General features: G+C 59.2%; 21 protein-coding genes, 1 tRNA gene and 1 rRNA gene. 19 read left to right on the top strand and 4 right to left on the bottom strand.

The window, feature by feature from the left end; all coding sequences use genetic code 11:
* Nucleotides 1-19 precede the first annotated feature (19 nt).
* The gene (locus tag AAA138_RS01920; protein ID WP_349089352.1) at nucleotides 20-1,582 is read left to right on the top strand and encodes a cation:proton antiporter; all 1,563 of its coding nucleotides are present in this window, start codon (nucleotides 20-22) and stop codon (nucleotides 1,580-1,582) included.
* Nucleotides 1,583-1,862: 280 nt separating this feature from the next.
* Here the strand turns inward: AAA138_RS01920 and AAA138_RS01925 are convergent, their stop codons facing one another.
* Together AAA138_RS01925 and AAA138_RS01930 are read right to left on the bottom strand one after the other, a co-directional pair.
* Nucleotides 1,863-2,612 carry a glucose 1-dehydrogenase gene (locus tag AAA138_RS01925; RefSeq protein ID WP_349089353.1) on the bottom strand — a complete coding sequence of 250 codons (750 nt, stop codon included), beginning with the start codon at nucleotides 2,610-2,612 and terminating at the stop codon, nucleotides 1,863-1,865.
* A gap of 224 nt (nucleotides 2,613-2,836) precedes the next feature.
* A complete protein-coding gene (locus AAA138_RS01930) occupies nucleotides 2,837-4,180 on the bottom strand; it encodes a homoserine dehydrogenase (RefSeq protein WP_349089354.1) in 1,344 nt (447 codons plus the stop codon).
* Nucleotides 4,181-4,364: 184 nt separating this feature from the next.
* Between AAA138_RS01930 and AAA138_RS01935 the strand changes: the two genes are divergently transcribed.
* The 6 genes from AAA138_RS01935 (at nucleotide 4,365) to AAA138_RS01960 (ending at nucleotide 9,849) form a co-directional block, all read left to right on the top strand.
* On the top strand, nucleotides 4,365-4,718 hold the full coding sequence (locus AAA138_RS01935; protein WP_349089355.1) for a hypothetical protein: 354 nt from the start codon (nucleotides 4,365-4,367) through the stop codon (nucleotides 4,716-4,718).
* Between the two features lie 269 nt (nucleotides 4,719-4,987).
* Nucleotides 4,988-6,175 (top strand): ABC transporter substrate-binding protein, encoded by a 1,188-nt coding sequence (locus tag AAA138_RS01940; RefSeq protein WP_349089356.1) that lies wholly within the window; start codon nucleotides 4,988-4,990, stop codon nucleotides 6,173-6,175.
* Between the two features lie 139 nt (nucleotides 6,176-6,314).
* Nucleotides 6,315-7,196 (top strand): branched-chain amino acid ABC transporter permease, encoded by an 882-nt coding sequence (locus tag AAA138_RS01945; protein WP_117582912.1) that lies wholly within the window; start codon nucleotides 6,315-6,317, stop codon nucleotides 7,194-7,196.
* Nucleotides 7,197-7,205: 9 nt separating this feature from the next.
* On the top strand, nucleotides 7,206-8,285 hold the full coding sequence (locus AAA138_RS01950; protein WP_349089357.1) for a branched-chain amino acid ABC transporter permease: 1,080 nt from the start codon (nucleotides 7,206-7,208) through the stop codon (nucleotides 8,283-8,285).
* A complete protein-coding gene (locus AAA138_RS01955; RefSeq protein WP_349089358.1) occupies nucleotides 8,275-9,135 on the top strand; it encodes an ABC transporter ATP-binding protein in 861 nt (286 codons plus the stop codon). Before AAA138_RS01950 ends, AAA138_RS01955 begins: the two co-directional genes overlap by 11 nt.
* 12 nt (nucleotides 9,136-9,147) lie before the next feature.
* Entirely contained in the window at nucleotides 9,148-9,849 is a 702-nt protein-coding gene (locus tag AAA138_RS01960) for an ABC transporter ATP-binding protein (protein WP_035137222.1), read from the top strand.
* A gap of 234 nt (nucleotides 9,850-10,083) precedes the next feature.
* Here AAA138_RS01960 and AAA138_RS01965 read toward each other — a convergent pair whose 3' ends face one another.
* Nucleotides 10,084-11,685: a zinc ribbon domain-containing protein gene (locus tag AAA138_RS01965; protein ID WP_349089359.1), complete on the bottom strand. Its 1,602-nt coding sequence runs from the start codon at nucleotides 11,683-11,685 to the stop codon at nucleotides 10,084-10,086.
* A 255-nt stretch (nucleotides 11,686-11,940) separates the two neighbouring features.
* Here AAA138_RS01965 and AAA138_RS01970 point away from each other — a divergent pair, with 255 nt between their 5' ends.
* On the top strand, nucleotides 11,941-12,618 hold the full coding sequence (locus tag AAA138_RS01970; RefSeq protein WP_349089360.1) for a copper homeostasis protein CutC: 678 nt from the start codon (nucleotides 11,941-11,943) through the stop codon (nucleotides 12,616-12,618).
* A gap of 3 nt (nucleotides 12,619-12,621) precedes the next feature.
* Nucleotides 12,622-13,419, top strand: a complete 798-nt coding sequence (locus tag AAA138_RS01975; RefSeq protein ID WP_349089361.1) for a DUF4931 domain-containing protein — start codon at nucleotides 12,622-12,624, stop codon at nucleotides 13,417-13,419.
* A gap of 30 nt (nucleotides 13,420-13,449) precedes the next feature.
* Here the strand turns inward: AAA138_RS01975 and AAA138_RS01980 are convergent, their stop codons facing one another.
* On the bottom strand, nucleotides 13,450-14,448 hold the full coding sequence (locus AAA138_RS01980) for a bile acid:sodium symporter family protein (protein ID WP_349089362.1): 999 nt from the start codon (nucleotides 14,446-14,448) through the stop codon (nucleotides 13,450-13,452).
* A gap of 276 nt (nucleotides 14,449-14,724) precedes the next feature.
* On the opposite strand from AAA138_RS01980, the gene recJ reads away from it, so the two are divergent.
* From recJ to AAA138_RS02030, 10 genes are all read left to right on the top strand, one after another.
* Nucleotides 14,725-18,012, top strand: a complete 3,288-nt coding sequence (gene recJ, locus AAA138_RS01985; RefSeq protein ID WP_349089363.1) for a single-stranded-DNA-specific exonuclease RecJ — start codon at nucleotides 14,725-14,727, stop codon at nucleotides 18,010-18,012.
* Nucleotides 18,013-18,027: 15 nt separating this feature from the next.
* The gene (locus AAA138_RS01990) at nucleotides 18,028-20,388 is read left to right on the top strand and encodes a bifunctional (p)ppGpp synthetase/guanosine-3',5'-bis(diphosphate) 3'-pyrophosphohydrolase (protein WP_346981435.1); all 2,361 of its coding nucleotides are present in this window, start codon (nucleotides 18,028-18,030) and stop codon (nucleotides 20,386-20,388) included.
* A gap of 84 nt (nucleotides 20,389-20,472) precedes the next feature.
* Nucleotides 20,473-21,156, top strand: coding sequence for an MBL fold metallo-hydrolase (locus tag AAA138_RS01995; protein ID WP_349089364.1), 684 nt, complete (start codon nucleotides 20,473-20,475; stop codon nucleotides 21,154-21,156).
* Between the two features lie 195 nt (nucleotides 21,157-21,351).
* Nucleotides 21,352-22,218 carry a class II fructose-1,6-bisphosphate aldolase gene (gene fba / locus AAA138_RS02000; RefSeq protein WP_006234429.1) on the top strand — a complete coding sequence of 289 codons (867 nt, stop codon included), beginning with the start codon at nucleotides 21,352-21,354 and terminating at the stop codon, nucleotides 22,216-22,218.
* A gap of 251 nt (nucleotides 22,219-22,469) precedes the next feature.
* The gene (locus tag AAA138_RS02005) at nucleotides 22,470-23,903 is read left to right on the top strand and encodes a transglutaminase-like domain-containing protein (protein WP_320677813.1); all 1,434 of its coding nucleotides are present in this window, start codon (nucleotides 22,470-22,472) and stop codon (nucleotides 23,901-23,903) included.
* 39 nt (nucleotides 23,904-23,942) lie between these two features.
* Nucleotides 23,943-24,029 (top strand) — tRNA-Leu (locus AAA138_RS02010).
* Nucleotides 24,030-24,460: 431 nt separating this feature from the next.
* The gene (infC, locus tag AAA138_RS02015) at nucleotides 24,461-25,030 is read left to right on the top strand and encodes a translation initiation factor IF-3 (protein ID WP_006234423.1); all 570 of its coding nucleotides are present in this window, start codon (nucleotides 24,461-24,463) and stop codon (nucleotides 25,028-25,030) included.
* 32 nt (nucleotides 25,031-25,062) lie between these two features.
* Nucleotides 25,063-25,254: a 50S ribosomal protein L35 gene (gene rpmI, locus AAA138_RS02020; RefSeq protein WP_006234422.1), complete on the top strand. Its 192-nt coding sequence runs from the start codon at nucleotides 25,063-25,065 to the stop codon at nucleotides 25,252-25,254.
* A gap of 46 nt (nucleotides 25,255-25,300) precedes the next feature.
* Entirely contained in the window at nucleotides 25,301-25,660 is a 360-nt protein-coding gene (gene rplT / locus AAA138_RS02025) for a 50S ribosomal protein L20 (protein ID WP_022094123.1), read from the top strand.
* 538 nt (nucleotides 25,661-26,198) lie between these two features.
* Nucleotides 26,199-26,410: ribosomal RNA gene (locus tag AAA138_RS02030) — 16S ribosomal RNA — on the top strand; the annotation flags it as partial.

The raw sequence follows: 26,410 nt of genomic DNA on the forward strand, positions 1-26,410 counted from the left end.
AACAAGAGAAAGGCATCACATGGCATTCGTTTCACTCGCCATCATTGCACTCGTGGCCTTTGCGAGCCCCTTCATCGCCTCGGCGATTCCCGGAAAGCCCGTTCCCGAAACGGTCTTTTTGCTCGTGTTCGGCGCGGTGCTGGGACCCCATATGCTCGGCGTCATCCATGTAGATGCCGAGGTCTCGCTCGTGTCAGAGCTCGGTCTGGCATTTTTGTTCCTGCTTGCCGGCTTTGAGATCGATCCCAAGAGCATCACGGGCGTCGAGGGGCGCTACGGCTTGGCGACGTGGGTCGTCACGTTTGGTATCGCCTGGCTTGCCGTGCGCTTTACTCCGTGGTTCTCGGTCAGCCATTTCGACGGTATCGCCGTGACGCTTGCCCTCACTTCGACGGCGCTCGGCACGCTCGTGCCCATCATGCGTGAGCGCTCGCTCACCGGCACGCGCGTGGGCGACTCGATTCTCGCGTATGGCACCTGGGGTGAGCTCGGCCCCGTGCTCGCCATGTCGGTGCTGCTTTCTGCCCGAACCGGCATCCAGACGCTTGTAATCCTTGGCTTGTTTGCGGTGGTATGCGTGTTGCTGGCCGTGGTCCCAAGCCGCTCCAAGCGCGTCGGCAGCCGCTTCTTTGCGTTTGTCGAGGAACGCGCCGATACCACGTCGCAGACCTTCGTGCGCCTGACGGTGCTCATCCTGGTCACGCTCGTGGCATTCTCCGCCGTCTTTGACCTCGACATCGTGTTGGGTTCTTTTGCCGCCGGCTTTGTCCTGCGCTATATCATCCCCGAGGGCAACCATACGCTCGAGACTAAGCTCGACGGCCTGGCCTACGGCTTTTTGATCCCGGTGTTCTTTACCGTGTCGGGCGCAAAGATCGACCTGACGGCCGTGGCGTCGCGCCCGGGCTTGCTCGCGGGATTTATCGTGGCGTTGCTGATTATTCGCGCCGTGCCCATCCTCATCTCTATGGGTATTTGTCCTGCGACGCGCGATGTGTCGGCGTATGGCCGCATTACCGTGGCGCTCTACTGCACCACGGCGCTGCCGATCATCGTTGCCGTGACGAGCGTTGCCGTCAACGCGGGCGCGCTGTCGCAAGATATTGCGTCGGTCATGGTTGCCGCCGGTGCCATCACGGTGTTCTTGATGCCATTGCTCGCGCAGCTCTTCTACCGCGTGGTCGACGCCGCGCCGGTCGCCGCCGTGGCAGAGGTTGCCGAGCATCCATCCGATGCGCTCGACATCCTGCGCGCCCATCACGATTTGGCGAGCCTGCTCGCACGCGAGCACGAGCTGCTGACCTCGCATGGACATGGTCGCGTATTCGAGGGCCTGCCTACGCTCGATACGATTGCCGAGCGTCTTTCCGCCGAGGCGGCGAGCGGCCACATCGATGCCCGCATCGTGGACGCGGCGCATCTTCTTGCCGATAAGACCTATGGTGATGAGGTTGACCCGTCCGAGCTGACTCCGCGTGAGCGCCGCCGCCTGGAGCGCGCCAAGCTCGCCGTGCACGAATACCGCCGCCGCATGCTGGAGCTCTACGCGCGCGATGAAGCCCAGGACGACGATGGCAAGTAGCCAACGCCGCCGCGGAAAATGCATCCCGGAATTGTCGTCCAGAGTGGGACGTGCTTTCCGCGAGAGGCCCGTTGCGGAAAGTGCGTCCCAGAATCGGCGTCCAAAATGGGATGCAGTTTCCTCATGAGGGCTCTGGGGGAAACGGCATCCCGTTCTGAGCTAGAAAACTGGGATACGGTTTCCGTCCAAATAAAAGAAGGCGCGCTGCCTGCATCGATCGCAGGTAGCGCGCCTTTTTGCGTAGAGCTCTCTTGAAGGGCGAGGCCGAAGTCTGCGACCTTTAGGAACGGGCGGCTCCGTCGACGGGGAGCACGGCGCCCGTGACATAGGAGGACATGTCGCTCGCTAGGAAAACGAAGGCGTTGGCGACGTCCTCGGGCTCGCCCATGCGGCCGAGCGGAATGGTGGCGATGATGGGCTTGATGACCTCTTCGGGAAGGTTGGCGACCATATCGGTCTTGGTCACGCCGGGAGCGACAGCGTTGACGCGAATGCCCATGGGGGCGAGCTCGCGCGAGAGCGACTGGACCATACCGTTGACGGCGAACTTGGACGTGGGATAGCCAACGCCGGAGGGCTGACCGTACTTGGCGACCATCGAGCTCGTGGTGGTGATAGTGCCGCCGTGGCCTGCCTCGGCCATAATCTTGGCAGCGACTTGGTGGCCGTTAAAGACGGCGACGACGTTGATGTCCATGACCTTGGCGAACTCTTCGGCCGTGTACTCCAGAAGCGGCGAGCGCTGGGAGATGCCGGCGTTGTTAACGACCGTGTCCAGGCCACCCATGTCGGCGGCTGCCTCGGTAAAGGCCTCGGTTACGGCCTCGAGCGAGGTGAGGTCGCAGGTGCGGCCCCAGACCTTGGCCTCGGGATAGGCTGCGGCCAGCTTTTCAACGGCGGCGTCGGCAGTCTCCTGACGCGAGCCAAAGACCGTGACGGCGGCGCCCTCCTCGATAAAGCGACAGGCGATGGCATAGCCGATACCGCGCGTGCCTCCGGTGATGATTGCTTTCTTGCCCTCGAGCAACATGGTGCCTCCATTCTTCGGGGGGTTGGACATACGCAGCACAGCATAACGGTAGTCAAAAACGGCTCTGGTTGCACATCGGTGAAGGGCTCCCCGGTTCTCAGTGAACGGTCAAGTTGTTCAAACGTGGAGCATGCCAATGCGCCTCGAGTGCGCAAGCAAAAGGGCTCCCGTCCAAAATTGGACGGGAGCCCCGCAGGCACATATGTCGTATGTCGAAGACCGGACTAGTTGGCCATGACGTCTTCGGTCCAGGCCTCGACGTCCTCGATACGCAGGACGTTGGCGACCTCGGCCACGCAGTCGACGCTGGCAAGCTCGGCGGCGGCAGCCTGGACGTCCTTCTCGAGCGCGCGGTGCGTCAGGAGGATGACCGAGCAGGCATCGTTGACGCCCGACTTGCCATCCTCGACCTGGTTGATGAGCGAGATCGAGATGTTGTGCTTGGCGAAGATATCGACCGTCTCGGACAGGGCGCCCACGCGGTCGGCAACCTTCAGGCGCACATAGTACTTGGTCTGGAGCTCGTCCATGGGCTTAAAGGCGAGGTTGTGACCGTAGGGCTCGATCTCGGGCAGCGGTGCCACGCCGCGGCTGATCTGCTCGGACAGCGACAGGATATCGCCCACGACGGCGCTCGCGGTGGGGAAGGAGCCTGCGCCGGCACCGTAGAACATGGTCTCGCCCACAGCATCGCCCACCACGTAGACGGCGTTCATGGCGCCGTTGACCTTGGCGAGCATGTGGTCGGCAGGGATCAGCGTGGGGTGCACGCGGACGTCGACGCCGGCATCGGTGTTGCGGGCGATGCCCAACAGCTTAATGGTGTAGCCGAGCTCGCGGGCCTGGGCGATGTCCTCAGCGCCGATGGTACGGATGCCCTGCTGGTAGACGTCGTCGGTGGTCACGCGGGTGCCAAAGCCGATGGAGGCGAGGATGGCCGTCTTGCTGGCGGCATCGAAGCCGTCGACGTCGGCAGACGGGTCGGCCTCGGCGTAGCCCTTGGCCTGGGCGTCGGCAAGCACGTCGGCGTAATCGGCACCCTCAGCGTCCATGCGCGACAGGATGTAGTTGGTGGTGCCGTTGAGGATGCCGGCAATGGTCAGGATCTTGTTGCCCACCAGGTCGTGCTCGAGCGTGCTGACGATGGGGATACCGCCGCCGCAGCTGGCCTCGCACTTGATCTGCACGCCGCACTCACGCGCCTTCTCGGCGAGCGTCTCGACGTGGCGGCCGAGAAGGGCCTTGTTGGCGGAGACGACATGCTTGCCGTTCTCGAAGGCCGTGGTGAAGATCTCAGTCGCGGGGTGCTCGCCGCCGATCAGCTCGACGACGATGTCGACGGCGGGGTCGGTAACGACGTCGTGCCAGTCGCTCGTAAAGGCCTCGCGCTCAATACCGGCGGCTTCGGCCTGCTCCCAGGCAAGCGCGCAGGCGCGGGTCAGCTTAAGGTCGATGCCGTAGGCGGCCAGGTACTCATCGTGGTGGCTCTTGATCAGACGGGCCACGCCGCCGCCGACGGTTCCCAGACCGATCAGGCCGACGTTCACGGTGCGCAGGGGTTCGCTCATAGATAGCTCCTTCGTGCATCTTATGGATGGATTAACCGCTTAAAGGTTGAGTGCATTCTAGCGTGAACCGAGGGCGCGTGCTCGCCAGGCAACAGGAGTCGCACAAAACGGCACCCCCGAAACGCTGCGGAAACATTGGAAACATGCTCGCTACAAACGGAACTCCGTAACAAACTGTCAACGTTTGCGCCATAAGGTTTGCTTTACCGACCCCACCATGGGCACGAGCGCCGCTAAGTATTTGGCCGAGAAGTACGCGGATGCCAAGACCGCCCTGTTCTACAACTCCGGCGATACGTATGGCTCGGGCGTTGCCGATGCCTTTGCCGGGCAGGCCAAGGCATCCAAGCTCGACATCGTCGATACCGAGACCTTTAAGGACGATTCCGTCACGTGCTTTACCAATCAGCTCACCAAGGCTATGCGCAAGATCAAGATCGAGGGCCTGACTGGCGAGCTCACGTGGAACGACGAGGGCCAGGTCGAAAAGCCCGCTACGGCCTATGTGATTCAGGACGGCAAGTACATCTCCGCCTAAGTGCATATAACGAGACCGGTGGGGTCGTTATATTCAGGGCAAGGGCGCTTGTAACAGAACAGAAACATTACTTTCACATAATAAAGTGGCTAAATTGCATAAATCGATAGGAATACGCACAAATATGGATAAATGGACAAAACAAAAGAAAAGTTGAAATAATCGCCACTTTTCTCAACTAAAGCGTCTACTATTTTACGAACGCCGAACACGGCGAAGGATGGCCTGTCGGGTAACCGAAACCCGACGAGATTTGAGAGGAGAGCCGCATGTCGAGCCTCACCGGTAAGTCATTGAACCCTGTTATGAATCGCAGGAGCGTTATCGCGAGCGCAGCAGGTCTGGGGGCGATGTCCATTCTAGCTGGCTGCTCCTCCAACGGCGGCGACAGCGGTTCCGCGTCGGCCGACGGTTCCTTTAAGATCGGCACCATCGGACCGCTGACCGGCGCCAACGCGTCCTACGGCAAGTCCGTTACCCAGGGTGTCGAGCTTGGCTGCAAGGATTTCTCGACCAAGGATCTGCCGCTTGCCAGCAAGGCCGAAGATGACCAGGCCGATGGCGAGAAGGCCGTCAACGCCTTCAACACCCTGCTCGACTGGGGCATGCAGGCCCTCGTCGGCCCGACCACCACGGGTGCGTCGGTTGCCGTTGCCGCAGAGTGCGGTAACGACCCCAAGACGTTCATGATCACCCCGTCCGCGTCCTCCGAGGACGTCACCGACGGCAAGGATTGCGTCTTCCAGGTTTGCTTCACCGACCCCAACCAGGGTGTCAACGCTGCCAAGTTCCTGGCGCAGAAGTATGCGGACGAGAAGTTCGTGCTGTTCTATAACTCCGGCGACGCCTATTCTTCGGGCATCGCAGATTCCTTTAAGGCCCAGGCCGCTGAGTCCAAGCTCGAGATTGTCGACGAGGAGACCTTTAAGGACGACTCCGCCACGAGCTTTACCAACCAGCTGACCAAGGCCAAGCAGGCCGGCGCCACCATGATCTTTGCGCCGATCTACTACACGCCGGCGTCCGTCCTGCTCAAGAACGCCAAGGACATGGGCTACGACGTCAAGATGATGGGCTGCGACGGCATGGACGGCATCCTGGGCGTTGAGGGCTTCGATACCTCTCTTGCCGAGGGTCTGCTGCTCATGACCCCGTTCTCCGCCGACGACGAGAAGAACGCCGACTTCGTCAACGCCTACAAGGATAAGTACGGCGATACTCCCGACCAGTTTGCCGCCGACGCCTACGACGGCGTGCACGCGGTGGCCGAGGCCGTCAAGGAGGCCGGTCTTGGTGTCGACGCCGACCCGACCGAGGTCGCCGAGAAGCTGTCCAAGGCTATGCTCAAGATTACCGTTGACGGTCTGACCGGCAAGCTCACCTGGAACGATAAGGGCCAGGTCCAGAAGGAGCCCACGGCGTACGTCATCACCGACGGCAAGTACGTACAGGCCTAATAGGCCGCCTTACATAGAGCGGTTTTGATCCCAAGCAGGGGAGGTTTTGGCCTTCCCTGCTTGCTTGGTATCTAGGGACGATGTAACGTCCCTGTTTCATACATCAACTGGAAACCTATTCGAAAGGGGGATGTGGAACATGACGGTCTTTATCCAATACCTGGTCAACGGCCTGTCCATGGGCAGTGTCTACGCCATCATCGCGTTGGGCTACACCATGGTCTACGGTATTGCCAAGATGCTCAACTTCGCTCACGGCGACGTCATCATGGTCGGTGCCTATGTCTCGTTCTGCGCCACGTCGTATCTCGGCCTCCCGGGCTGGGCATCTGTAATTCTCTCTTGTGTGGTCTGTACCGTTCTCGGTGTTCTCATCGAGGGTCTGGCATACAAGCCGCTGCGTCAGGCGGGCCCGCTGGCCGTTCTGATCACGGCTATCGGCGTGTCTTACTTCCTGCAGAACGCCGCGCAGCTTCTGTGGGGCGCCACGCCCAAGAACTTCACTTCGCTCGTCACCTTCCAGGTGCCGGAGTTCTTGGCCAAATTTAACGTAAGCGCCGTCTCGCTCGTCACCATCGTCGCCTGCCTGGTTATCATGGCCGGTCTGATGTTCTTTACAGGTAAGACCAAGATGGGCAAAGCCATGCGCGCCGTGTCCGAGGACAAGGCCGCCGCTCAACTCATGGGCATCAACGTCAACCGCACTATTTCGATGACGTTTGCCATCGGCTCCGCCCTTGCCGCCATCGCCGGTGTGCTCCTGTGCTCCTACTCGCCGGTGCTGCAGCCCACGACGGGTGCCATGCCTGGCATTAAGGCCTTCGACGCCGCCGTCTTCGGTGGGATCGGCTCCATCCCCGGCGCCTTTGTCGGTGGCATTCTCATCGGCATCATCGAGGCGATGGCGCAGGCCTACATTTCCACGAGCCTTGCCAACTCCATCGTCTTTGGTGTTTTGATCATCGTCCTGCTCGTCAAGCCTGCCGGCCTCTTGGGCAAGTACGTCCCCGAGAAGGTGTAGGTGAGCGTTATGAAGTTTCTTAAAGACAAGCAGACGCGTCACGACTTTGTTACGTACGCCATGTGCCTTGTGGCGTTCGCCATCGTGTTCTTTATGCAGTCTAACCACATGATTCCGCGCATGATCGCCGGTCAGCTGGTTCCCATCACGGCCTATATCGTCATGGCCATTTCCCTCAACCTCGTCGTCGGCATCGCGGGCGACTTGTCGCTGGGCCACGCGGGCTTTATGAGCGTCGGTGCCTACACGGGCATCGTCACCGCGGTCGCCCTCGAGAGCGCCGTTCCCTCCGATCCGGTGCGCCTTATCATCAGCATCGTGGTCGGCGCCATCGCCGCTGCCATCTTGGGCTTCTTGATCGGTATCCCGGTCCTGCGCCTGAGCGGCGACTATCTGGCCATCGTGACCCTGGCTTTTGGCGAGATCATCAAAGAGATTGTCACCTGCCTCATTGTGGGCGTCGACTCCCGCGGCCTGCACGTGATCTTTAACATCACGGGCAACTCCACGATTAACGACCTGCACCTGCTCGAGGACGGCACCGCCATCATCAAGGGCGCGCAGGGCGCTTCGGGCGTGTCGACCTATTCGACCTTCCTAGCCGGTGCCATCCTGGTCATGGTTGCGCTCGTGATTGTACTCAACCTGGTTCGCAGCCGTACCGGCCGTGCCATTATGGCCGTGCGCGACAACAAGATCGCTGCCGAGTCCGTGGGCATTTCCGTCACCCAGTACCGCATGATTGCCTTCGTGGTTTCCGCCGCCCTCGCCGGTGCTGCCGGAGCCCTCTTCGGTGGTAACTTCTCGCAGCTCTCCGCCACCAAGTTCGACTTCAACACGTCCATCCTTATCCTGGTGTTCGTGGTCCTGGGCGGTCTGGGCAATATGCGCGGTTCCGTCATCGCTGCAGCGCTGCTTACCGTGCTGCCCGAGCTGCTCCGTCAGTTCTCGGACTACCGCATGCTCATCTACGCCATCGTGCTGATCCTGGTCATGATCTTTACCAACAACCCGCAGCTCAAGGCGTTTTTCGCACGCATTAAGGATCGCTTTGCTTCCAAGAAGGAGGTGGCAGCCGATGCCCAGTAAATTTGAGTTCAACAAGGGCAAGATGGTCCCGTATCCTTCTGGCGCCATCGTTCCCGACCGCGACCTGGGCGAGCGCCCGGCACTCGAGTGCATCCACCTGGGCATTGAGTTCGGTGGTCTTAAGGCAGTCGACGACTTTAGCCTGACTATCGGCAAGACCGAGATCGCCGGCCTGATCGGCCCCAACGGTGCCGGTAAGACCACGGTCTTCAACCTGCTCACCAAGGTGTATCAGCCCACGCACGGCACCATCCTGCTCGACGGCGAGGACACCTCGGGCAAGTCGGTCTATCAGGTCAACCGTATGGGCATCGCCCGTACCTTCCAAAACATTCGCCTGTTCAACACCATGACGGTGGAGGATAACGTCAAGGTCGGCCTGCACAATCAGGAGCGCTACTCCGGCTTTGAGGGCGTGCTGCGCCTGCCGACGTATTGGAAGCACGAGAAGGCCGCCCACGAGCGTGCCATGGAGCTGCTGTCCATCTTTGATATGGAGCATCTGGCAAACGAGCAGGCCGGATCGCTGCCTTACGGCGCCCAGCGTCGTCTGGAGATCGTCCGCGCGCTTGCTACCAACCCCAAGCTGCTGCTGCTCGACGAGCCTGCCGCCGGCATGAACCCGTCCGAGACCGCGGAGCTCATGGAGAACATCCTCAAGATTCGCGACACCTTCGGCATCGCCATCATGCTTATCGAGCACGATATGTCGCTCGTTATGAATATCTGCGAGGGCATCTGCGTGCTCAACTTTGGTAAGGTCATCGCCAAGGGCACGGCAGAGGAGATCCAGAACAACGACGCCGTTATCGAGGCGTATCTGGGCAAGCAGGATAAGGGGGAGAACTAAATGGCAGAGCCGATGCTTTCCGTCTACAACATCAACGTCTGGTACGGCGCTATCCACGCCATCAAGGACATCTCCTTTAACGTCAACGAGGGCGAGATCGTGGCCCTGATCGGCGCCAACGGCGCCGGTAAGTCCACGACGCTTAAGACTGTCTCGGGCTTGCTGCGTTCCAAGACCGGTTCCATCAAGTTTATGGGCGAGGACATTACCCATACGCCTGCCGACAAGCTGGTGGGCAAGGGCCTGGCTCAGGTCCCTGAGGGCCGTCGCGCCTTTTTGCAAATGACGGTCGAGGAGAACCTGGAGATGGGCGCCTATACACAGCCCAAGTCCACGGTGGCTCCGGGCCTGGAGCGCGTCTACGAGCAGTTCCCGCGCCTGAAGGAGCGCCGTCGCCAGGTCGCCGGCACCCTTTCGGGCGGCGAGCAGCAGATGCTCGTTATGGGCCGCGCCCTTATGAGCAACCCCAAGCTGCTCATGCTCGACGAGCCTTCCATGGGCCTGGCGCCGATTCTGATTGAGCAGATCTTCCAAATTGTCGAGGATCTGCACAAGGCCGGTACCACGGTGCTTCTGGTCGAGCAAAACGCACAGATGGCTCTTTCCATCGCCACACGCGGTTACGTGCTCGAGACCGGCAAAATCACCATGACCGGCACGGGCCAAGAGCTGCTGCACGACGACAACGTGCGTAAGGCATATCTCGGAGGCTAACCCATCCAACAAAAGGGGCGCTGACCAACCCGGTCAGCGCCCCTTTTTAAGTTGCGGTGAAATAGGGACTAATTGGGGGTTCCAGACGCCAAAACAGTCCCTATTCCACCGCAACTTCATTGGGGCGTGCGACGATGACCGTCCCAAATTAGCACCCCTGCACCAAGCCAAGGCCCCGTTCCGGAATGTGCCGGAACGGGGCCTTGGCGGTTGGGGTCTACTGGGTTTTGTTCGCTAGTCTACCTTTTGTCCGCATGTGGGGCAGAACTGGGCTTCGGGTACGAGCGGGGTCCCGCAGTGACGGCAGAAGCGGGCAGGCTCGCTTGGAGCTGCCGGCATTGTCGGTGCCGCGGGTGCCACGGCGTTCTGCTGGGCGTGCTTCTGACGACGACGCTGCTTACGCTGAGGTTTAGGCGCTGCGGCTACTGCACCGTTCGCGGCCTTCGCGCGCTTCTTGCGGATGCAAAGAATAACGATCGCGCCACCGATGATGAGGACGATCGCCACGCCACCGCCAATAACAAACGGCAGGTGAGTCTGGACAAAGTAGAGAATATCCTCAGGCAGCGAATGGGGAATATTGGACTTGTAGATGTTTACGTGAAGCGTTGATGAGTCTTCATCGTAATAATCAGTCCAAATCTCGCGATCGCCATTCATGAAAGTAGGGCCGCACCAATGAGAATCAAACTCGCTCTTGGCCCCGGTTTTTGCATCGACTAGGCATGCCGAAGACTTGTCATCGTCTGAGTACGTCCCAAGCATGATTCCGCCATCATGCGAGATGTCGCTGAGATATCCTTCGCCAAAGGGATAAGCAATTGAGCTGATGATCTTGTCACTTTTCAGGTCATAAACACTAAGATTCGCATCTTTTTCATTCAGGTAGTAATCGCCGTCATCTTCTTCAAAAAGATCGTTCGATCCCTTCTTTGTATAGAGGACATAAAGCTCTGCCGACGGGCATGAATAAGGCCATTCAGGAGCGTGGTCATCATCGTTGAAAACAACGCTCATATTTCCATCACGGTCTGCTTTTATTAATGCGGTGTCGCTCTGAAGATAAATATCGTCCGAGTTAGAGCTGGTGACGATATGGTCGATGTCCGAAGACCTATCATCTTTTTTCACGTTAACCGTTTTCAATTCCGTTGACCCTGTATCGCAATTGAAAACCCTAAGAGAAACAACGCCTTTCTCAGCATCGTATGGCAAGAAATAGAGACGGCTCATATCGTCTGAGTAGTAGCAATAAGAGTCATCTTTATCAGATTGATATGTTTGAATTAACTTGTCAGACTTAAGGTCATAGATCTCGATTTTTTTAAGCTCAGATTCATGGTCATAGTGCTCGACGGCTGCTCTATTTCCATCGTAAGAGATGGTTTCATCGGTGTAGGCATATTTGGCCGAAATGATGGGATGGACTGTTTGACTTTGGTTGTCTGGCGAGAATACGACCAAATTATTGCCGTCTTGCCAGTAGAGCTGATTGCTGGATGTGGGGCATGCTGATCCAAGGCTTTTGTCCGGGATGGCAACTGGGCTTGCACTGCCGTCTTTAAAATTGATGAGGGTTATGCTCTTTAAGTTGTAACCGTCATCCTCATCGTAATCGTAATCGTAATCGTATAAATAGCCGAACTTTGAATCGTCGCTTGTGCTGACATACGAGTTATCGCTGCTGACCTTAAAGCTATACGACTTCTCAAGTTCAGGCGTCGGTACGGTGTCGCCGGCTAATGCTGCGGGAGGGGCTGCGAGCGGAGACAGGGCCGCGATCAGGCCGATGGCGACCGCTGCGATCCTTCCGCTCTTTTGGATGCTCTTAAACATGGCAATCCTTTCCTCTAAATACGAATGCGATACTGCCATGGTTAATCGGGATTCCGAAATCTTGTTGCGCAACATTCACCATCGGCAACATTTTTCGGCCAGCTGTGCCGTCCCCAAGAGATCATTCTGGGTTGCGGTGAAATAGGGACTAAATGAAGGCTCTAGACGCCAAAACAGTCCCTATTCCACCGCAACTTCATGGGGATGTGTGACAATGCCCGTCGGAAAACATCTGCTGTCATTGGGGGCCTATCTATGCTGTACGAGTTTTGTGCCGAGAACTTTGAGCGAGTGCCGGCGGCCATCGAGGCCAGTGCGGGGCGCATTGAGCTGTGTGACAACCTCGCCGTCGGTGGCACCACGCCTTCCGCCGGCGTTATCAGCGCTACAGTCAACTACGCTCACGAGCATGACGCGCGAGTGATGTGCATGATTCGTCCGCGTGGTGGCGACTTTCATTACAACCAGGACGAGCTGCGCATGATGGAGATGGACCTGGGCCTTGCCGTGAGCGCCGGCGTCGATGGCCTGGTCTTTGGCTGCTGCAAGCCCTGTGCCGGCGGCTGGGCGCTCGACGAGCTCACCCTCGGCGCCCTCGTTATGGCTACGGGCTGCGCGACCGAGGAGTGCAAGCGCGAGTCCCTTGACATCACCTTCCACATGGCATTTGACCAGCTCTCGCCCGAGGCTCAGCTCGATGCGATTGATACACTTGCCGACTGCGGCGTTACGCGCATCCTCACGCATGGCGGTGCGGCCGGTACGCCGATCGAGGATAATTTCAATCACCTGGCTCGTTTAATCGAGTATGCGGGCGATCGCTTGACCATCCTTCCCGGGGGCGGCATTACCACGGCAAATCGCGACGCGGTCGCGGCGGCGCTAGGCGTCTCCGAGCTCCATGGCACCAAGATCGTGCCGCTGGAGGTATAACCCGTGGCGCTGGTATTTGACGTTCAGCAGGCGAGCGGTAAGCCCGACGACAACCGTCGTCCTGGCACCGCGTGCCCCTTTTGTGACACGGAGGGGCTCGCCAACATCATCCAGCGCGATGGTGACTGCATCTGGCTCGAGAATAAGTTCAAGACCTTGCGAGCCACCCGTCAGACCGTATTGATCGAGTCGGCCAATCACGACGCCGACCTGGTGACCTATGCGCCGGATGAGCTGCATCATGTGATGCGGTTTGCCCTGGGCTGCTGGCAGCAGATGATCGATTCCCAACAGTACCGCAGTGTGCTCATGTACAAGAACAAAGGCCCGCTTTCGGGCGGCAGCCTCGTCCATCCACACATGCAGATTGTGGGCTTGGAACAGGAGGACGGCTATGCTGCGCTGGCTTCCGCCAATTTCGAAGGCATCAATGTCTGGCAGCAGGGGAGAATCTCGGTCAGCATCTCAACCGAGCCGATCATGGGATTCTTTGAGGTCAACGTTTCAGCCCCGCAGGGAATCGCCGCCAGCGATGACGCGCGAGACCAAGCCGAAGCGGACCTGTTTGTCGATGCGATTCAGGTGGCCCTGCGCTATATCCTGCACGAGCATCACGGCGGTCGCGCGGAGTCGTACAACTTGTTCTTCTACCACATGGACGGCCGGACCATTGCCAAGGCGCTGCCACGTTGGGTGGTATCGCCCTACTTTGTGGGCTATCGCCTGGCCCAGGTCAATGCCGAGACAACGCTCGATATCGATGCTGAGCGCCTGCGCGCGCATCTGGAAACGCTCGTGTAGAAAGGCGAGCGCCTGCGAAAAGTGTGCTGCCTAGCGTGCCATCGCGTCGCGGCCGGCCTTGACCCGCTTGCGCTGTTTGGCGCGCTCCTCGCCGGTCAGACGCTCAAAGAGATGCCCGATAATCGAGGCCAGCACCTGCTGAAACAGCGTTCCGCACATGACGGGAAACACGACTTCGCCCGGAAAGTACTGCGTGGCGATGACGGCGCCCGAAGAGATGTTACGCATGCCGCAGGTAAAGCACATGGTAGTCGTCTCGCCATACGGCAGATGCAGCGCATGGGCGACCAGAAAACCGACGACAAAGCCGCTGATGGCGAAGATCAAAATAAAGAGGGCGACTTCCAGGCGCACCGTGTTCATGTGCAGCACGTAGTCGCTCATGGCGGTGGAGTTGGACGCGATGACGCCCATCATCATGAACTTGCAGGCGGGCGAAAGCGCGGGGGAGAGTTTCTCATGACCCCATCCGCGCGTGAGTTCGTTAATGACGATACCGAGCACGGCGGGTATGGCGATCATAAAGGCCATGTCTTGCATCATGCTCGGCACGTCGATCGAGACGGTGGCGCCCAGCAGGAGCTTGAGCGTAAGAGGAATCGTCACAGGCGAGATAACCGAGGACGTCAGGATAATGGTAAGCGCGAGCGGGCCGTTGCCGCCGAACATGCTAATCCACATAAAGGCAGTGACCGCCACGGGTACGCTGTACTCGAGCACGATGCCGCAGACAAGGTTGGGGTTGGAACCAAAGAACAGTGAGCCCATGGCATACGCCGCGATGGGGATGAGCACAGCCGAGACAATTAACGCCAAAATCAAATGCAGGGGACGGCGGAACACCTCAGCCACCTGGTGAAAGGTGTTGCTGAGCGCACCTTGGAATGTCATAAAGGCGAAGAGGACGGGAACGATGGGCTTGAGAACGCCGATCTGCTGGGGAAAGAGCACGCCGAGCGCCACGCAAATCGGAACGATGATCTGCATGTGCCCCGCGAGAAACTTGCCCAGTCCAACCCATTGCTTCATATGCGCTTGCGACTCCCTTTGCTCGTGAATCCGTTTTGAATGGATATGCTAGACGCTCGCATGCGTCCGTGCGCCAGAAACGCTCGATTATTTCGAGGCTATTACCGGCATCGTTTACCGAAACCGCGGCGTGCTGCGGCGATTTGCGTCCGCGCTGCACGGTATAATAAATCCGTTCAACAGATCTGCCTGCCGAAGCGGGCATACACAGAGGACTCATCGCTATGAACCGTGAGAGGTATCGCGGCGACCTGCCCCTATCGGGGGTGGGCGCCTATGTCATCGCTTAAGACTACGCATCGCTGGGCGGTCGCTCAGCAAAACCCCGAGCTCGAAAAGGAGCTTTCGGCTGGCCTGGGCATACCCGGGCTGGTGGCGCGCATTATGGTTGCGCACGGCATTACATCCATCGAGGAAGGCCAGCTGTTTTTGACGCCTTCGCTCGATCGCGACTGGGCCGACCCACTCATTATCCCGGGCATGTCGGTCGTTGCCGACCGCGTCGAGCGTGCCGTTCGCAACCACGAACGCATCGCGGTCTTTGGCGATTTTGACGTTGACGGTATTACGTCGACCTGCCTGTTGACCGAGGCGCTGCGCACGTTTGGCGCCGATGTCACGCCGTTTATTCCGCATCGCTTTGACGAGGGCTACGGTCTTTCGCGCGCGGCGCTCGACCGCGTTAACGAGCTCGCTCACCCCCAGCTGATCGTGACCGTCGATAACGGCATTGCCGCCAAGGAAGAGGTTTCCTATCTGGAGAGCCTGGGGATCGATTTGGTGGTCACGGACCATCACGAGCCCTCCGACCAGGTGCCGCAGGGCGTGCCCCTGACCGACCCTAAGCTCGAGGACGAGGGTCCTTCGCGTGAGCTTGCCGGTGCCGGCGTGGCACTCAAGCTGGTGCAGGTCCTGGGCGAGCGTTTGGGCAAACCGTCGTATTGGCGTTCGCTGATCGAGGTTGCGGCGCTGGGCACCGTGTCCGACATGATGCCGCTGACGCCCGAGAACCGCGCACTGGTCGCCGAGGGCATCCAGCAGATGCGCGTGACGGCCCGTCCCGGCTATATCGCGCTTGCCGCACTTGCCAAGGCCGACCTTTCTACCATTACGGCCGATGGCCTGTCGTTTTCGCTCATTCCCCGCTTAAACGCTGCCGGCCGCATGGCCGATCCCAAGCTGGCACTCGACCTGCTGCTTGCCCGCGATCCTATCGAGGCAAGCGCTCTGGCGGCCGAGCTCGAGGAGATCAACCGTCAGCGCCGCGAGATCGAGGCCGAGCTCACACGCGATGCCATGGCAAAGGTCGAGGAGACCTATGATGGCGGTCGTGCAATCGTCGTGGGTGGCGAGGGCTGGCACGAGGGCGTCAAGGGCATCGTAGCGAGCCGCCTGACCAACCGTTATCACGTGCCGGCGCTGCTGTTCTCGATCGAAGACGGTATCGCTCGCGGTTCGGGTCGCTCGGTGGGCAAGGTCAACCTGTTCGACGCCGTCGAGCGTTGCTCCGATCTGCTGATTCGTCGCGGCGGGCATGCGGGTGCGGTGGGCGTGACCATCGAGGCGTCCAAGCTCGACGAGTTCCGTCGTCGCCTTTCCGCCGTGCTGTCCGAGCTTCCCGCCGAGGACTTTGAGGACACCGATGAGGTTGCTGCCACCGTCGACCTCTCCGAGCTGAATATTGAGACCATCGAGCAGATCTCCCGTCTTGAGCCGTTTGGCCAGGGCAACAAGGTGCCGCTGTTGGCGGCCGAGGGCGTGACAATGTGCGATCGCGCCGTGGTGGGCAAAACCGGCGAGCACATGCGCTTCGTGGCGACCGATGGCGCCGCGAGTGTGCCGGCCATTATGTTCCGCGTGCCGCAGATCGATAAGCTCATCAATTGCGATAGCGCCGTCGACTTGGTGTTCGAGGCCGTGGCCGAGCATTGGCAAGGTCGCGTAAAGCCAAAGCTCATGATCAAGGATGTCTTGGTCCGCGATACCACGGCGCCCAGCGTTGACGACCCGGCATGCGAGCTTCGCCGCGGCGTGGAGCCTGCGGACGCCGGTCTTCGTCTGGAGTCCCGCAAGCGCCAAACGCTCGCCCAGCTCTCCTATACCGAGCTGACGCGCTCGCTTATCCATAGCTTTATCGGTTCGAACCGGCCGCACCGCGCGCAGGTCGAGGCACTCGATGCCCTGGCCGATCACCAAAGTGTTCTGGCCGTCATGGGAACGGGGCGCGGCAAGTCTCTTATCTTCCATGTGCATGCCGCGCGCGAGGCGGTTCTTCGCGGGCGTGCGAGCATCTTTGTCTATCCGCTGCGCGCGCTCGTTGCCGACCAGGCCTATCACCTCTCGTCGACGATGGCCGCGCTCGGCATTGGCGTAGGCGTGCTGACCGGCGAGACCGTGGAGGCGGCGCGCGATGACGTGTTTGCCGGCTTGGCTTCGGGCCGCACCGGCATCGTGCTCACGACGCCCGAGTTCCTGTCCATTCACCGCGACCGCTTTGCGCGTTCGGGGCGCATCGGTTTTGTCGTTATCGATGAGGCGCATCATGCCGGTCTTGCCAAGGGCGGCGACCGCAGCGCCTATCTCGACATGCCCGATATCCTCAAGGCCCTGGGCGATCCGGTCGTTCTGGCCGCGACTGCCACCGCAACGGCTCCGGTTGTGGCCGAGCTCGCCCGCGTGCTACCGATTACCCGCACGGTGGTCGACGAGACGGTGCGCGAGAACTTGCAGCTCGAGGATGACCGAGACCTTGCAAGCCGCGAGAACCGCCTGGTGTCAATCGTGGCGACGGGGGAGAAGACCGTCATCTACGTCAACTCGCGCGACCAGTCCGTGGCGCTTGCTAAGACGCTGCGCAAGCGGGTACCCGATTGCGCGACTCGCATCGCGTTCTATAACGCGGGGCTTGCGCGCTCCGATCGTCGCCGTGTCGAGGAAGCGTTTCGTGATGGAAGCCTCAGCTGCATCGTTTCGACCTCGGCCTTCGGTGAGGGCGTGAACCTGCCCGATATCCGTCATGTCGTGCTCTACCACATGCCGTTTGGCAGCATTGAGTTCAACCAGATGAGCGGACGCGCCGGTCGCGATGGACAACCCGCCGTGATTCACCTGCTCTATTCGTCGCGTGACGCCCGCATTAACGAGCGCCTGCTCGACTGCTACGCGCCCGAGCGCGACGAGCTCGTCACACTCTATCGAGCGTTGCAGACTATGTGGCGCTCCAACCGCGGCAAGACCGGAGACGATTCGTTTAGTGCGAGCGATATCGACATCGCGCAGATGTGTCTTGCTATCGATGCTCGCACGCCGGTCGACGAGCGCTCGGTGGAAAGCGGCCTGGGGATCTTCGAAGAGCTTGGTTTCTGTCGCGTTTCGGGGTTTGACGACACCCGTCGCATCGCGATGGCCGAAAACCCCGGCCGTGTGCAATTGAGCAGGTCAATCCGCTATTTGGAGGGTCTGCGCTCGCGCATGGAGTTCTCGGCTTTCCGGAGCTGGGCGCTCGATTCGTGCGCTTCTGATATGCTAGCCAAAGTTAACCGCCCGATCGTACCGCGGGCCTAGGGGAAGGGGACCTCGATGGATGCCGCAGCCCGTACCGCCCATGATTCCACCCTCCAACCGTTCTCGGAGATGGAGCACTATAAGCATGCCGATGAGCTGCCGCCCGAGATTATGGCGGACAGCTACGACAAGCTGGAGCGCCTGTGCCTCAAATATATGAATGAGGACGACTTCTCTAAGGTGGAGCAGGCCTATTGCTTTGCTGCCGAGAAGCACTGCAACCAAAAGCGGCGCTCGGGTGAGATGTACATCAACCATCCCGTCGAGGTGGCTATCATTCTGGCCGACCTCAAGATGGACTGCGATGTGGTGTGCGCCGCGCTGCTGCACGATACCGTCGAGGATACCGAGACCTCGCTCGCCGATGTTTCCGGTCTGTTTGGCGATACGGTGGCCGAGCTTGTCGATGGCGTGACCAAGCTCACCAACATCGAAGTCGATAGCATGGACGAGAAGCAGGCGCTTACGCTGCGCAAGATGTTCCTCGCCATGTCCAAGGACATCCGCGTCATTATCGTTAAGCTTGCCGACCGTCTGCACAACATGCGCACCCTTGCAGCTCTGCGCGAGGACCGTCGCCTGTTTAAGGCCCGCGAGACCATGGACGTGTATGCGCCCCTGGCCGACCGTCTGGGCATGAGCTCTATTAAGTGGGAGCTCGAGGACCTGTCCTTCTTCTACCTGGAGCCCGATGCCTACCAGCGCATTGCGCGCATGGTGGCTGAGTCGCGCGAGGTTCGCGAGCGCTATCTGGCCGAGACCATCAAGACGCTCACCGACGAGCTCAACCGCATTGGCCTGGAGGGCTTCCAGATTAATGGCCGCTCCAAGCACTATTGGTCCATCTACCAAAAGATGAAGCGCAAGGGCAAGGAATTCTCCGAGATCTACGACCTGGTGGCGCTGCGCGTCATCACCCATTCGGTGCGCGATTGCTACTCCACGCTCGGCGCGGTGCATACGCTGTGGCACCCCATGCCCGGTCGCTTTAAAGACTATATCGCCATGCCCAAGGTCAATAACTACCAGTCGCTCCACACGACGGTTATCGGTCCCACGGCTCGTCCGCTCGAGATTCAGATTCGAACCTATGAGATGCATGAGCAGGCCGAGTACGGCATTGCCGCCCACTGGCTCTATAAGAAATCGGGCGGATCGTCTGCGTCTAAGACCAATGATGCCCAGCGTCTGGACGACCAGATTAACTGGCTCAAACATTCGCTCGATTGGGCGGCGTCTGACGAGATCACCGACGCTAAGGAATACCTGCACTCGCTGAAGGTCGACTTGTTTGACCAGGAGATTTTTGTCTTTACGCCCAAGGGCGAGGTCATGGCGCTTCGTGCCGGCTCCACGCCGCTCGACTTTGCCTATGCCGTTCACACCGAGGTGGGCAACCACTGCGTCGGCGCCAAGATCAACGGTGCGGTGGCCCCGCTCACGCACGAGATCAAGACGGGCGACCGCGTTGAAATCCTGACCAACAAGAGTTCCAAGCCGTCGCGTGATTGGCTCAAGATCGTTAAGACACCTTCCGCCAAGTCAAAGATTCGCCGTTATTTCGCCGCCGCGACCAAAGACGATGACGCTGCTGCCGGCCGCGATATACTGGCCAAGGACCTGCGCAAGCGCGGGTATGGCATCTCTACGCCGCGATCCACGCGTGCGCTCAACGCCGTGGCGGAGCAGTTTAACTACAAGCAGCTCGAGGACCTGTTTGCCGCCGTCGGCGCCGGCAAGGTTGCCCCGCGCGCTGTGGGTAACAAGGTCGAGCAAATCTTGGACCCCAAACCCGAGGAACAGCTCACCAAAGCCGAGGCTATCGCCGAGGTCGTGAAACAGCCGGCCCGAGGCTCCAACCGCAAGCCGCAAAAGCGTGGCAAGAGCGCCAGCAACGGCATTATCGTCAAGGGCGAGAGCAACAGCGGCCTGCTGGTCCGTCTGGCGCATTGCTGCAATCCGGTGACGGGCGACGATATCGTCGGCTTCATCACGCGCGGTCGTGGCGTTTCGGTGCATCGCGCCAACTGCCCCAACGTCAAGGGTCTTATGGAGCATCCCGAGCGCATGATCGAAGTGGAGTGGGACGGCGCAGCCGACACCCTCTTCCAGGTCGAGATCGTGGTCGAGTGCCTGGACCGCATGGGCCTGCTCAAGGATGTCACCATTGCCATTGGCGATGCGGGCGGCAATATCCTTTCTGCCGCCACGTCGACCAACCGCGAGGGTATTGCAACCCTGCGCTTTATGGTCGAGATCTCGGATGCGAGTGGTCTGGATCCGCTGCTGGCCTCTATCAGCAGCGTTGACTCGGTCTACGACGCACGCCGCCTGATGCCCGGCGAGGGTGGAGCCCAGCTTAAGCGCCGCGTTTAGTCGCGACGAACGCGCCACATTATCAATATTCGCTACACTCGAGGCATCGTTTGATGCCTCGAGTTCTATAGAGAGGAGAGGGACATGAGTGCTGTGTCCTTGGATGTAACTCCCAAGGGATCGGTCGAGATTGAGACGCTCGTAAACGGTCCCATTCAGACCAATAGCTATGCTTTTATTTCGGGCAATGAGTGCGTGATTATCGACCCTGCGTGGGAAGGCGAGCGCCTGGTGGAGCATATTCGAGCCGAACATCCCGGCGTACGCGTGCTTGGCGCCGTATGCACTCATGGCCATGCCGATCATGTTGGTGGTGTTGCCGGCGTGCGAACCGCCGTTGGCGAGGGCTGCCAGTATGAGCTGTGTGCTAAGGATGCGGCGGTGCCGCATGCGAATATCGAGGAACAGCGAGCTATGTGGGGCATTGAGACGCCCGACCCCGGGGAGCCGACGTGCCTGCTCGCCGAGGGCGATGCTATCGAGGTGGGCGATATCTGCCTGCAGGTGATCGAGACACCAGGGCATACGCCGGGCGGGATCGTCTTGTTCGCCGCCACCGAGCAGGGAAGCATCGCCTTTGTTGGCGACACCCTGTTCCCGGGCAGCCACGGCCGCACCGATCTTGCCGGTGGCGACGAGGCGGCGATTCTGCGCTCGCTCTCCAAGCTCGCCCGGCTTCTTCCACCCGATACCGTTTGCTTAACCGGCCATGGTGATTCGACCACCATGGCACGCGAGCTCATGCAGAACCCTTTCATGCAGGTGTAGCTTTATAGTCAGCTTCTAAAGCACGAGAAGCGTCCAAACGTCAAGCTATTTTTCCCCAACGGGTCGATTCCGTAGGGCAAACGGTCAAAAAAAGTCTGTTTGGACGATATTCGTGAACAAACGAACGTTTATGCTCGGGTGCGCCGTGGTAAAATCTCAGGCGTTATCGGAGCAACCTTACAGGAGGTTTCTTTTATGCTCGTCAACGCAGCAGACATGCTCAAGAAGGCCGAGGCCGGCAAGTACGCTCTCGGTGCCTTCAACACCAACAACCTCGAGTGGACCCTGGCTATTCTCCAGGCCGCCGAGGAGGCCAAGTCTCCGCTGATCCTTCAGTGCACCGCTGGTGCCGCTAAGTGGATGGGCGGTTTCAAGGTCTGCGCCGACATGGTCAAGGCTGCCGTCGAGGCCACGGGCGTTACCGTTCCCGTCGCCCTTCACCTCGATCACGGTTCTTACGAGGACTGCTTCAAGTGCATCGAGGCCGGCTTCACGTCCATCATGTATGACGGCTCTCACGAGGAGACCTTCCAGCTTAACCTCGACCGCACCAAGGAGCTCGTTGAGCTTGCCCACTCCAAGGGCATGTCCATTGAGGCCGAGGTCGGCGGCATCGGCGGCACCGAGGACGGCGTGACCTCCAACGGCGAGCTCGCTGACCCCGCTGAGTGCAAGCAGATTGCTGACCTGGGCGTCGACTTCCTCGCCTGCGGCATCGGCAACATCCACGGCGTGTATCCCGCCGACTGGGCTGGCCTTTCCTTCGAGCGTCTGGGCGAGATTAAGGCTCAGACCGGCGACCTGCCCCTCGTTCTGCACGGTGGTACCGGCATCCCCGAGGATCAGATCAAGAAGGCCATCTCCCTGGGCATCTCCAAGATCAACGTCAACACCGACCTGCAGCTCGTCTTCGCCAAGGGCGTCCGCGAGTACATCGAGGCTGGCAAGGATCAGCAGGGCAAGGGCTTTGACCCCCGCAAGCTCCTCAAGCCTGGTCGCGACAACATCGTTGCCCGCACCAAGGAGCTCATGGAGGAGTTTGGCTCCGTCAACAAGGCGTAAGCGTCGCTAAACTTCCCGCCGGAAGCCCCGTCCCCCTACACTGTTTCCTTTGCGCTCACCTGGCTTTGCCAGAAGTCGCGCCAAGGAAACAGTTCCGGGGACGGGGCTTCCTTTGTTTAACGCCGCAGGGTTACAAGTCTGAATTCATTTTTATAGGTACCGTTTATCGGCGTTGAGAGCTCCTTTGTTGGGGGCTTTCTTTTTTATCTCGGTACAATGGGGGTTGTCTATCGTTCGACGCGGGAGTGGTTATGGCTGTTGTTGATGTTTTGCCTTCGGATGGGAAGGTTATTGACGAAGGTCCTGTTGGTTGCTCTGTTGATGTTTGCTGTGATGACTTTCGTCATCTCGATATTGGACTGCCGCCTGAGATTCTTCGTCTTAAGGATGCCGGGTATTTGACGCAGGCTGTTGCTGCCTGCGATCGCCTTCTGGAGCAGAGTCCTGAGCCTTCGCTGGCTGCTTGTATTCGTGCCGAGCGGTATCGCATGCTCGAGACGCCGCTTCATTTTTCGGTGTCGCGCGATCAGGCTATTGCGATGATTCGCGAGGAGTGGCCAAAGTTTACCGAAGAGCAGTTTGATGACCTGATTAATCGTAAGCGTATTGACTGGCGCTTTATCGATGGCGAGCTGTTCGTTCTCGACAACTTCCTCGATTCGCTTCGCGTGTACCCTAAGGAGGTTCCGGGCCTGCGTCCCGATTCTACGGACGGCATTGCGCTGCGTAACCAGATGCTCAGGGAGATGGAGTCGCAAAACGGGTTGACTCGTGTCATCACGCTTAAGGCATCCGTGTCTGTCCCCGGGGCTCTGGAGGGAGAGGCCGTTCGCGCGTGGCTTCCCGTTGCCGCCGCCTGTCGTCAACAGTCTCAAATCGAGGTTCTCGATATGACGTCGGAGGGTACCGTTGCCTCTGAAAACGTTTCGGCTCGTACTGCCTCTTGGATATCTTCGACTGAACATTCATTCTCGGTGACCTATCGCTATCACATCGATGCTGCCTATTGCGATATCTATGGTGGCGCGCTCCCATCGCATGCGTGCATGGACACGCCGCTGCCCGAGGACACTTCCGAGGACCGTCCGCATATTGCGTTTACGCCGTATCTGCGACAGTTGACGGAGCGTGTCATTGACGGGCTCGAGGATCCGCTCGATCGCGCTCGTGCAATCTATGATTACCTGACACAGCATATCGACTATCGCTATCAGCCACCGTACCTGCTTTTGGAATCTATTGCCGACGACTGTGCACACTCGCTCCGCGGCGATTGCGGCGTTATGGCGCTCACGTTTATCACCATGTGCCGCATTGCGGGCGTTCCTGCCCGTTGGCAGAGCGGCCTGTATGTTGCTCCCGATTCGGTGGGGCCGCACGATTGGGCTGAGTTCTATACGCCACAGACCGGTTGGCTTAACGCCGACGTATCGTTTGGTTCCTCGGCACGCAGGATGGGGGAGGAATGGCGTCGTCGTCACTACTTTGGCAATCTCGACCCGTGGCGTATGGTGGCCAACAACCGATTCCAGGCTGAATTTGTGCCTGCTTTCGATGGTATGCGCGAGGATCCCTATGACAACCAGATGGGCGAGGCCTCGGTTGACGGACGTGGATGTCGTAAGCGGGAGATGTTGCGCAAGGTTGAGCTTATCGAAATGCTCGAAGTTCCATTTTCGGACTAATCAACAGAAAGCTGTGATAAACTAACTCACGCATTACGTGCCCGAGTGGCGGAATTGGCAGACGCAGTGGACTCAAAATCCACCGTTGGCAACAACGTGCGAGTTCGAGTCTCGCCTCGGGCACCATACATGCAAGTGAGCGTTCAAGGGGGTCAAGACCCCCTTTTTCGTGCCGAACTCGCGTGAGCGCGCGGAGCGTTAAGCAAACAGGCCCGTGGCCTGTTTGTAGCGGAGCGTGGCGAGGGCGCCATGCGCCCGAAGCCCGGGGCTTCGCGAAGCGAAGGCCCTTCGAGTCTCGCCTCGGGCACCATACATGCACCTGCGCTTCAAGGGGGTCAAGGCCCCCTTTTTCGTGTACGTAATGTGATAACGCGCGGCACGTGTTATTATTCGCAAGGCGTTGTTCCCGCAATGCCCTAAAGAGGAACCCGAGGGTTCCCACCTTTTGGCGCCAATGAGCAGCTGACTGGTCATACAACTTAGATTCCCTTCCTCATACCGAGGATGTCTATGTGTACGACCTGGTTGCAAAGAAGCGCCGGGTTATTTTTTTATGAATGGAGGTAGGGAAAATAGCTAAGTCTGATGACACCCGCATCAACGACGAGATCACTGCATCTTCGTGCCGTTTGATTGGCGTCGATGGCTCTCAGCTCGGCCTGTTCGCCATCCGCGATGCCCAGCGCGTCGCCGACGATCAGGGTCTCGACCTGGTCGAGATCGCTCCCAACGCGGAGCCGCCGGTCTGCAAGGTCATGGACTACGGTAAGTTCAAGTACCAGCAGGCCATGAAGGCTAAGGCCGCTCGTAAGAACCAGTCCAAGGTCGAGGTCAAGGAAATGAAGTTCCGACCCAAGATCGACGTTGGCGACTACGAGACCAAGAAGGGCCACGTTCTGCGTTTCCTCAAGAAGGGCGCACGCGTTAAGATCACCATCATGTTCCGCGGCCGTGAGATGGCTCACCCGGAGCAGGGTCTTAACGTTCTCGAGCGTCTCGCCGAGGATCTCAAGCCTTACGCTACGGTCGAGTCCAAGCCTAAGATGGAAGGCCGTAACATGCTTATGCTGCTCGCCCCGATTAAGGGCGCCTTCGATGAGGATAAAGCGGCAAGCGATACCAAGTAACTAGTGTTCTGTAACCGATTAAGGAGTATTTCATGCCTAAGATGAAGTCCCACAGCGGCACCAAGAAGCGTTTCCGCAAGACTGGTACCGGCAAGCTTATGCGCGCCAAGGCTTTCAAGAGCCACATCCTGAGCAAGAAGTCCACCAAGCGTAAGCGTGGCTTCCGTCAGGAGACCGAGATCGCCGCTGCCGACCGCAAGGTCATCAAGTCGCGTCTCGCCTAAGTTCGCGTTCCCGTTTTTCGTTTTACCGTCTAGGAGTTGATAGAACATGGCACGTATTAAGCGCGCTGTTGCCGCCAAGAAGAAGCGCCGTACCGTTATGCACCGTGCGAAGGGTTACTACGGTGCCGCTTCGCGTACTTACAAGCATGCTAAAGAGCAGGTCCAGCACTCCCTGCAGTATCAGTATCGTGATCGCCGCAACAAGAAGCGCGAGATCCGCTCTCTCTGGATCACCCGTATCAACGCTGCTGCTCGCCTGAACGACATCTCTTACTCTCAGTTCATGCACGGCCTGAAGGTTGCCGGCATTGAGCTCGACCGCAAGGTCCTGGCCCAGATGGCTTATGAGGACATCGAGTCCTTCAACGAGCTGGCTGCCATTGCCAAGAAGGCTCTCGAGGCCTAATAGATTCTGTTGAATCGCTAGGGGAGTGTCGCACTGTGCGCGGCACTCCCTCTTTTTTATCGAAAGCGCTGGTTTATATAGCAAAAGCGCGGGTAGATAGACACTTACAGGTGACCGATCTTTATATATCTCTTAACCGAAGGGTCATCATCTGATACGCGCAGTATTTCTGCACCAGCCTTTCTATTACTTATATAGGAAGCGATAAGTTGTGTAGGACTTGTGAAGAGTGGAATTGACGTCCCACATCGCTTCGCGGTCTGGCAATATACCTCCTTGCCGCGCGGCCCGGTCGAACCGGATCAGCCGCAGAGCGTGCACCTTGAGAACCGGATACTGCGAGGATGGACACTGACCTCAGTGTCGCATCCGGGCAGACATCGAACCATTTGAAATGGTCTAACTTGGATTTGTTTTTCGCAAGGCCGCCGAGAGGCGGCCCCGAGAAATTCCTTTTCCTATACTAAAACCATATGAATCGAACGGAACCGATCAGCGATGACTGAGAGGACCGGACGGGCTCGAAGCCCATATATTTTGGACGGAGAGTTCGATCCTGGCTCAGGATGAACGCTGGCGGCGCGCCTAACACATGCAAGTCGAACGGCACCCCTCTCCGGAGGGAAGCGAGTGGCGAACGGCTGAGTAACACGTGGAGAACCTGCCCCCTCCCCCGGGATAGCCGCCCGAAAGGACGGGTAATACCGGATACCCCGGGGTGCCGCATGGCACCCCGGCTAAAGCCCCGAC

The sequence above is a fragment of the Collinsella sp. CLA-JM-H32B genome, from assembly GCF_040098065.1.
Lineage (GTDB): Bacteria > Actinomycetota > Coriobacteriia > Coriobacteriales > Coriobacteriaceae > Collinsella.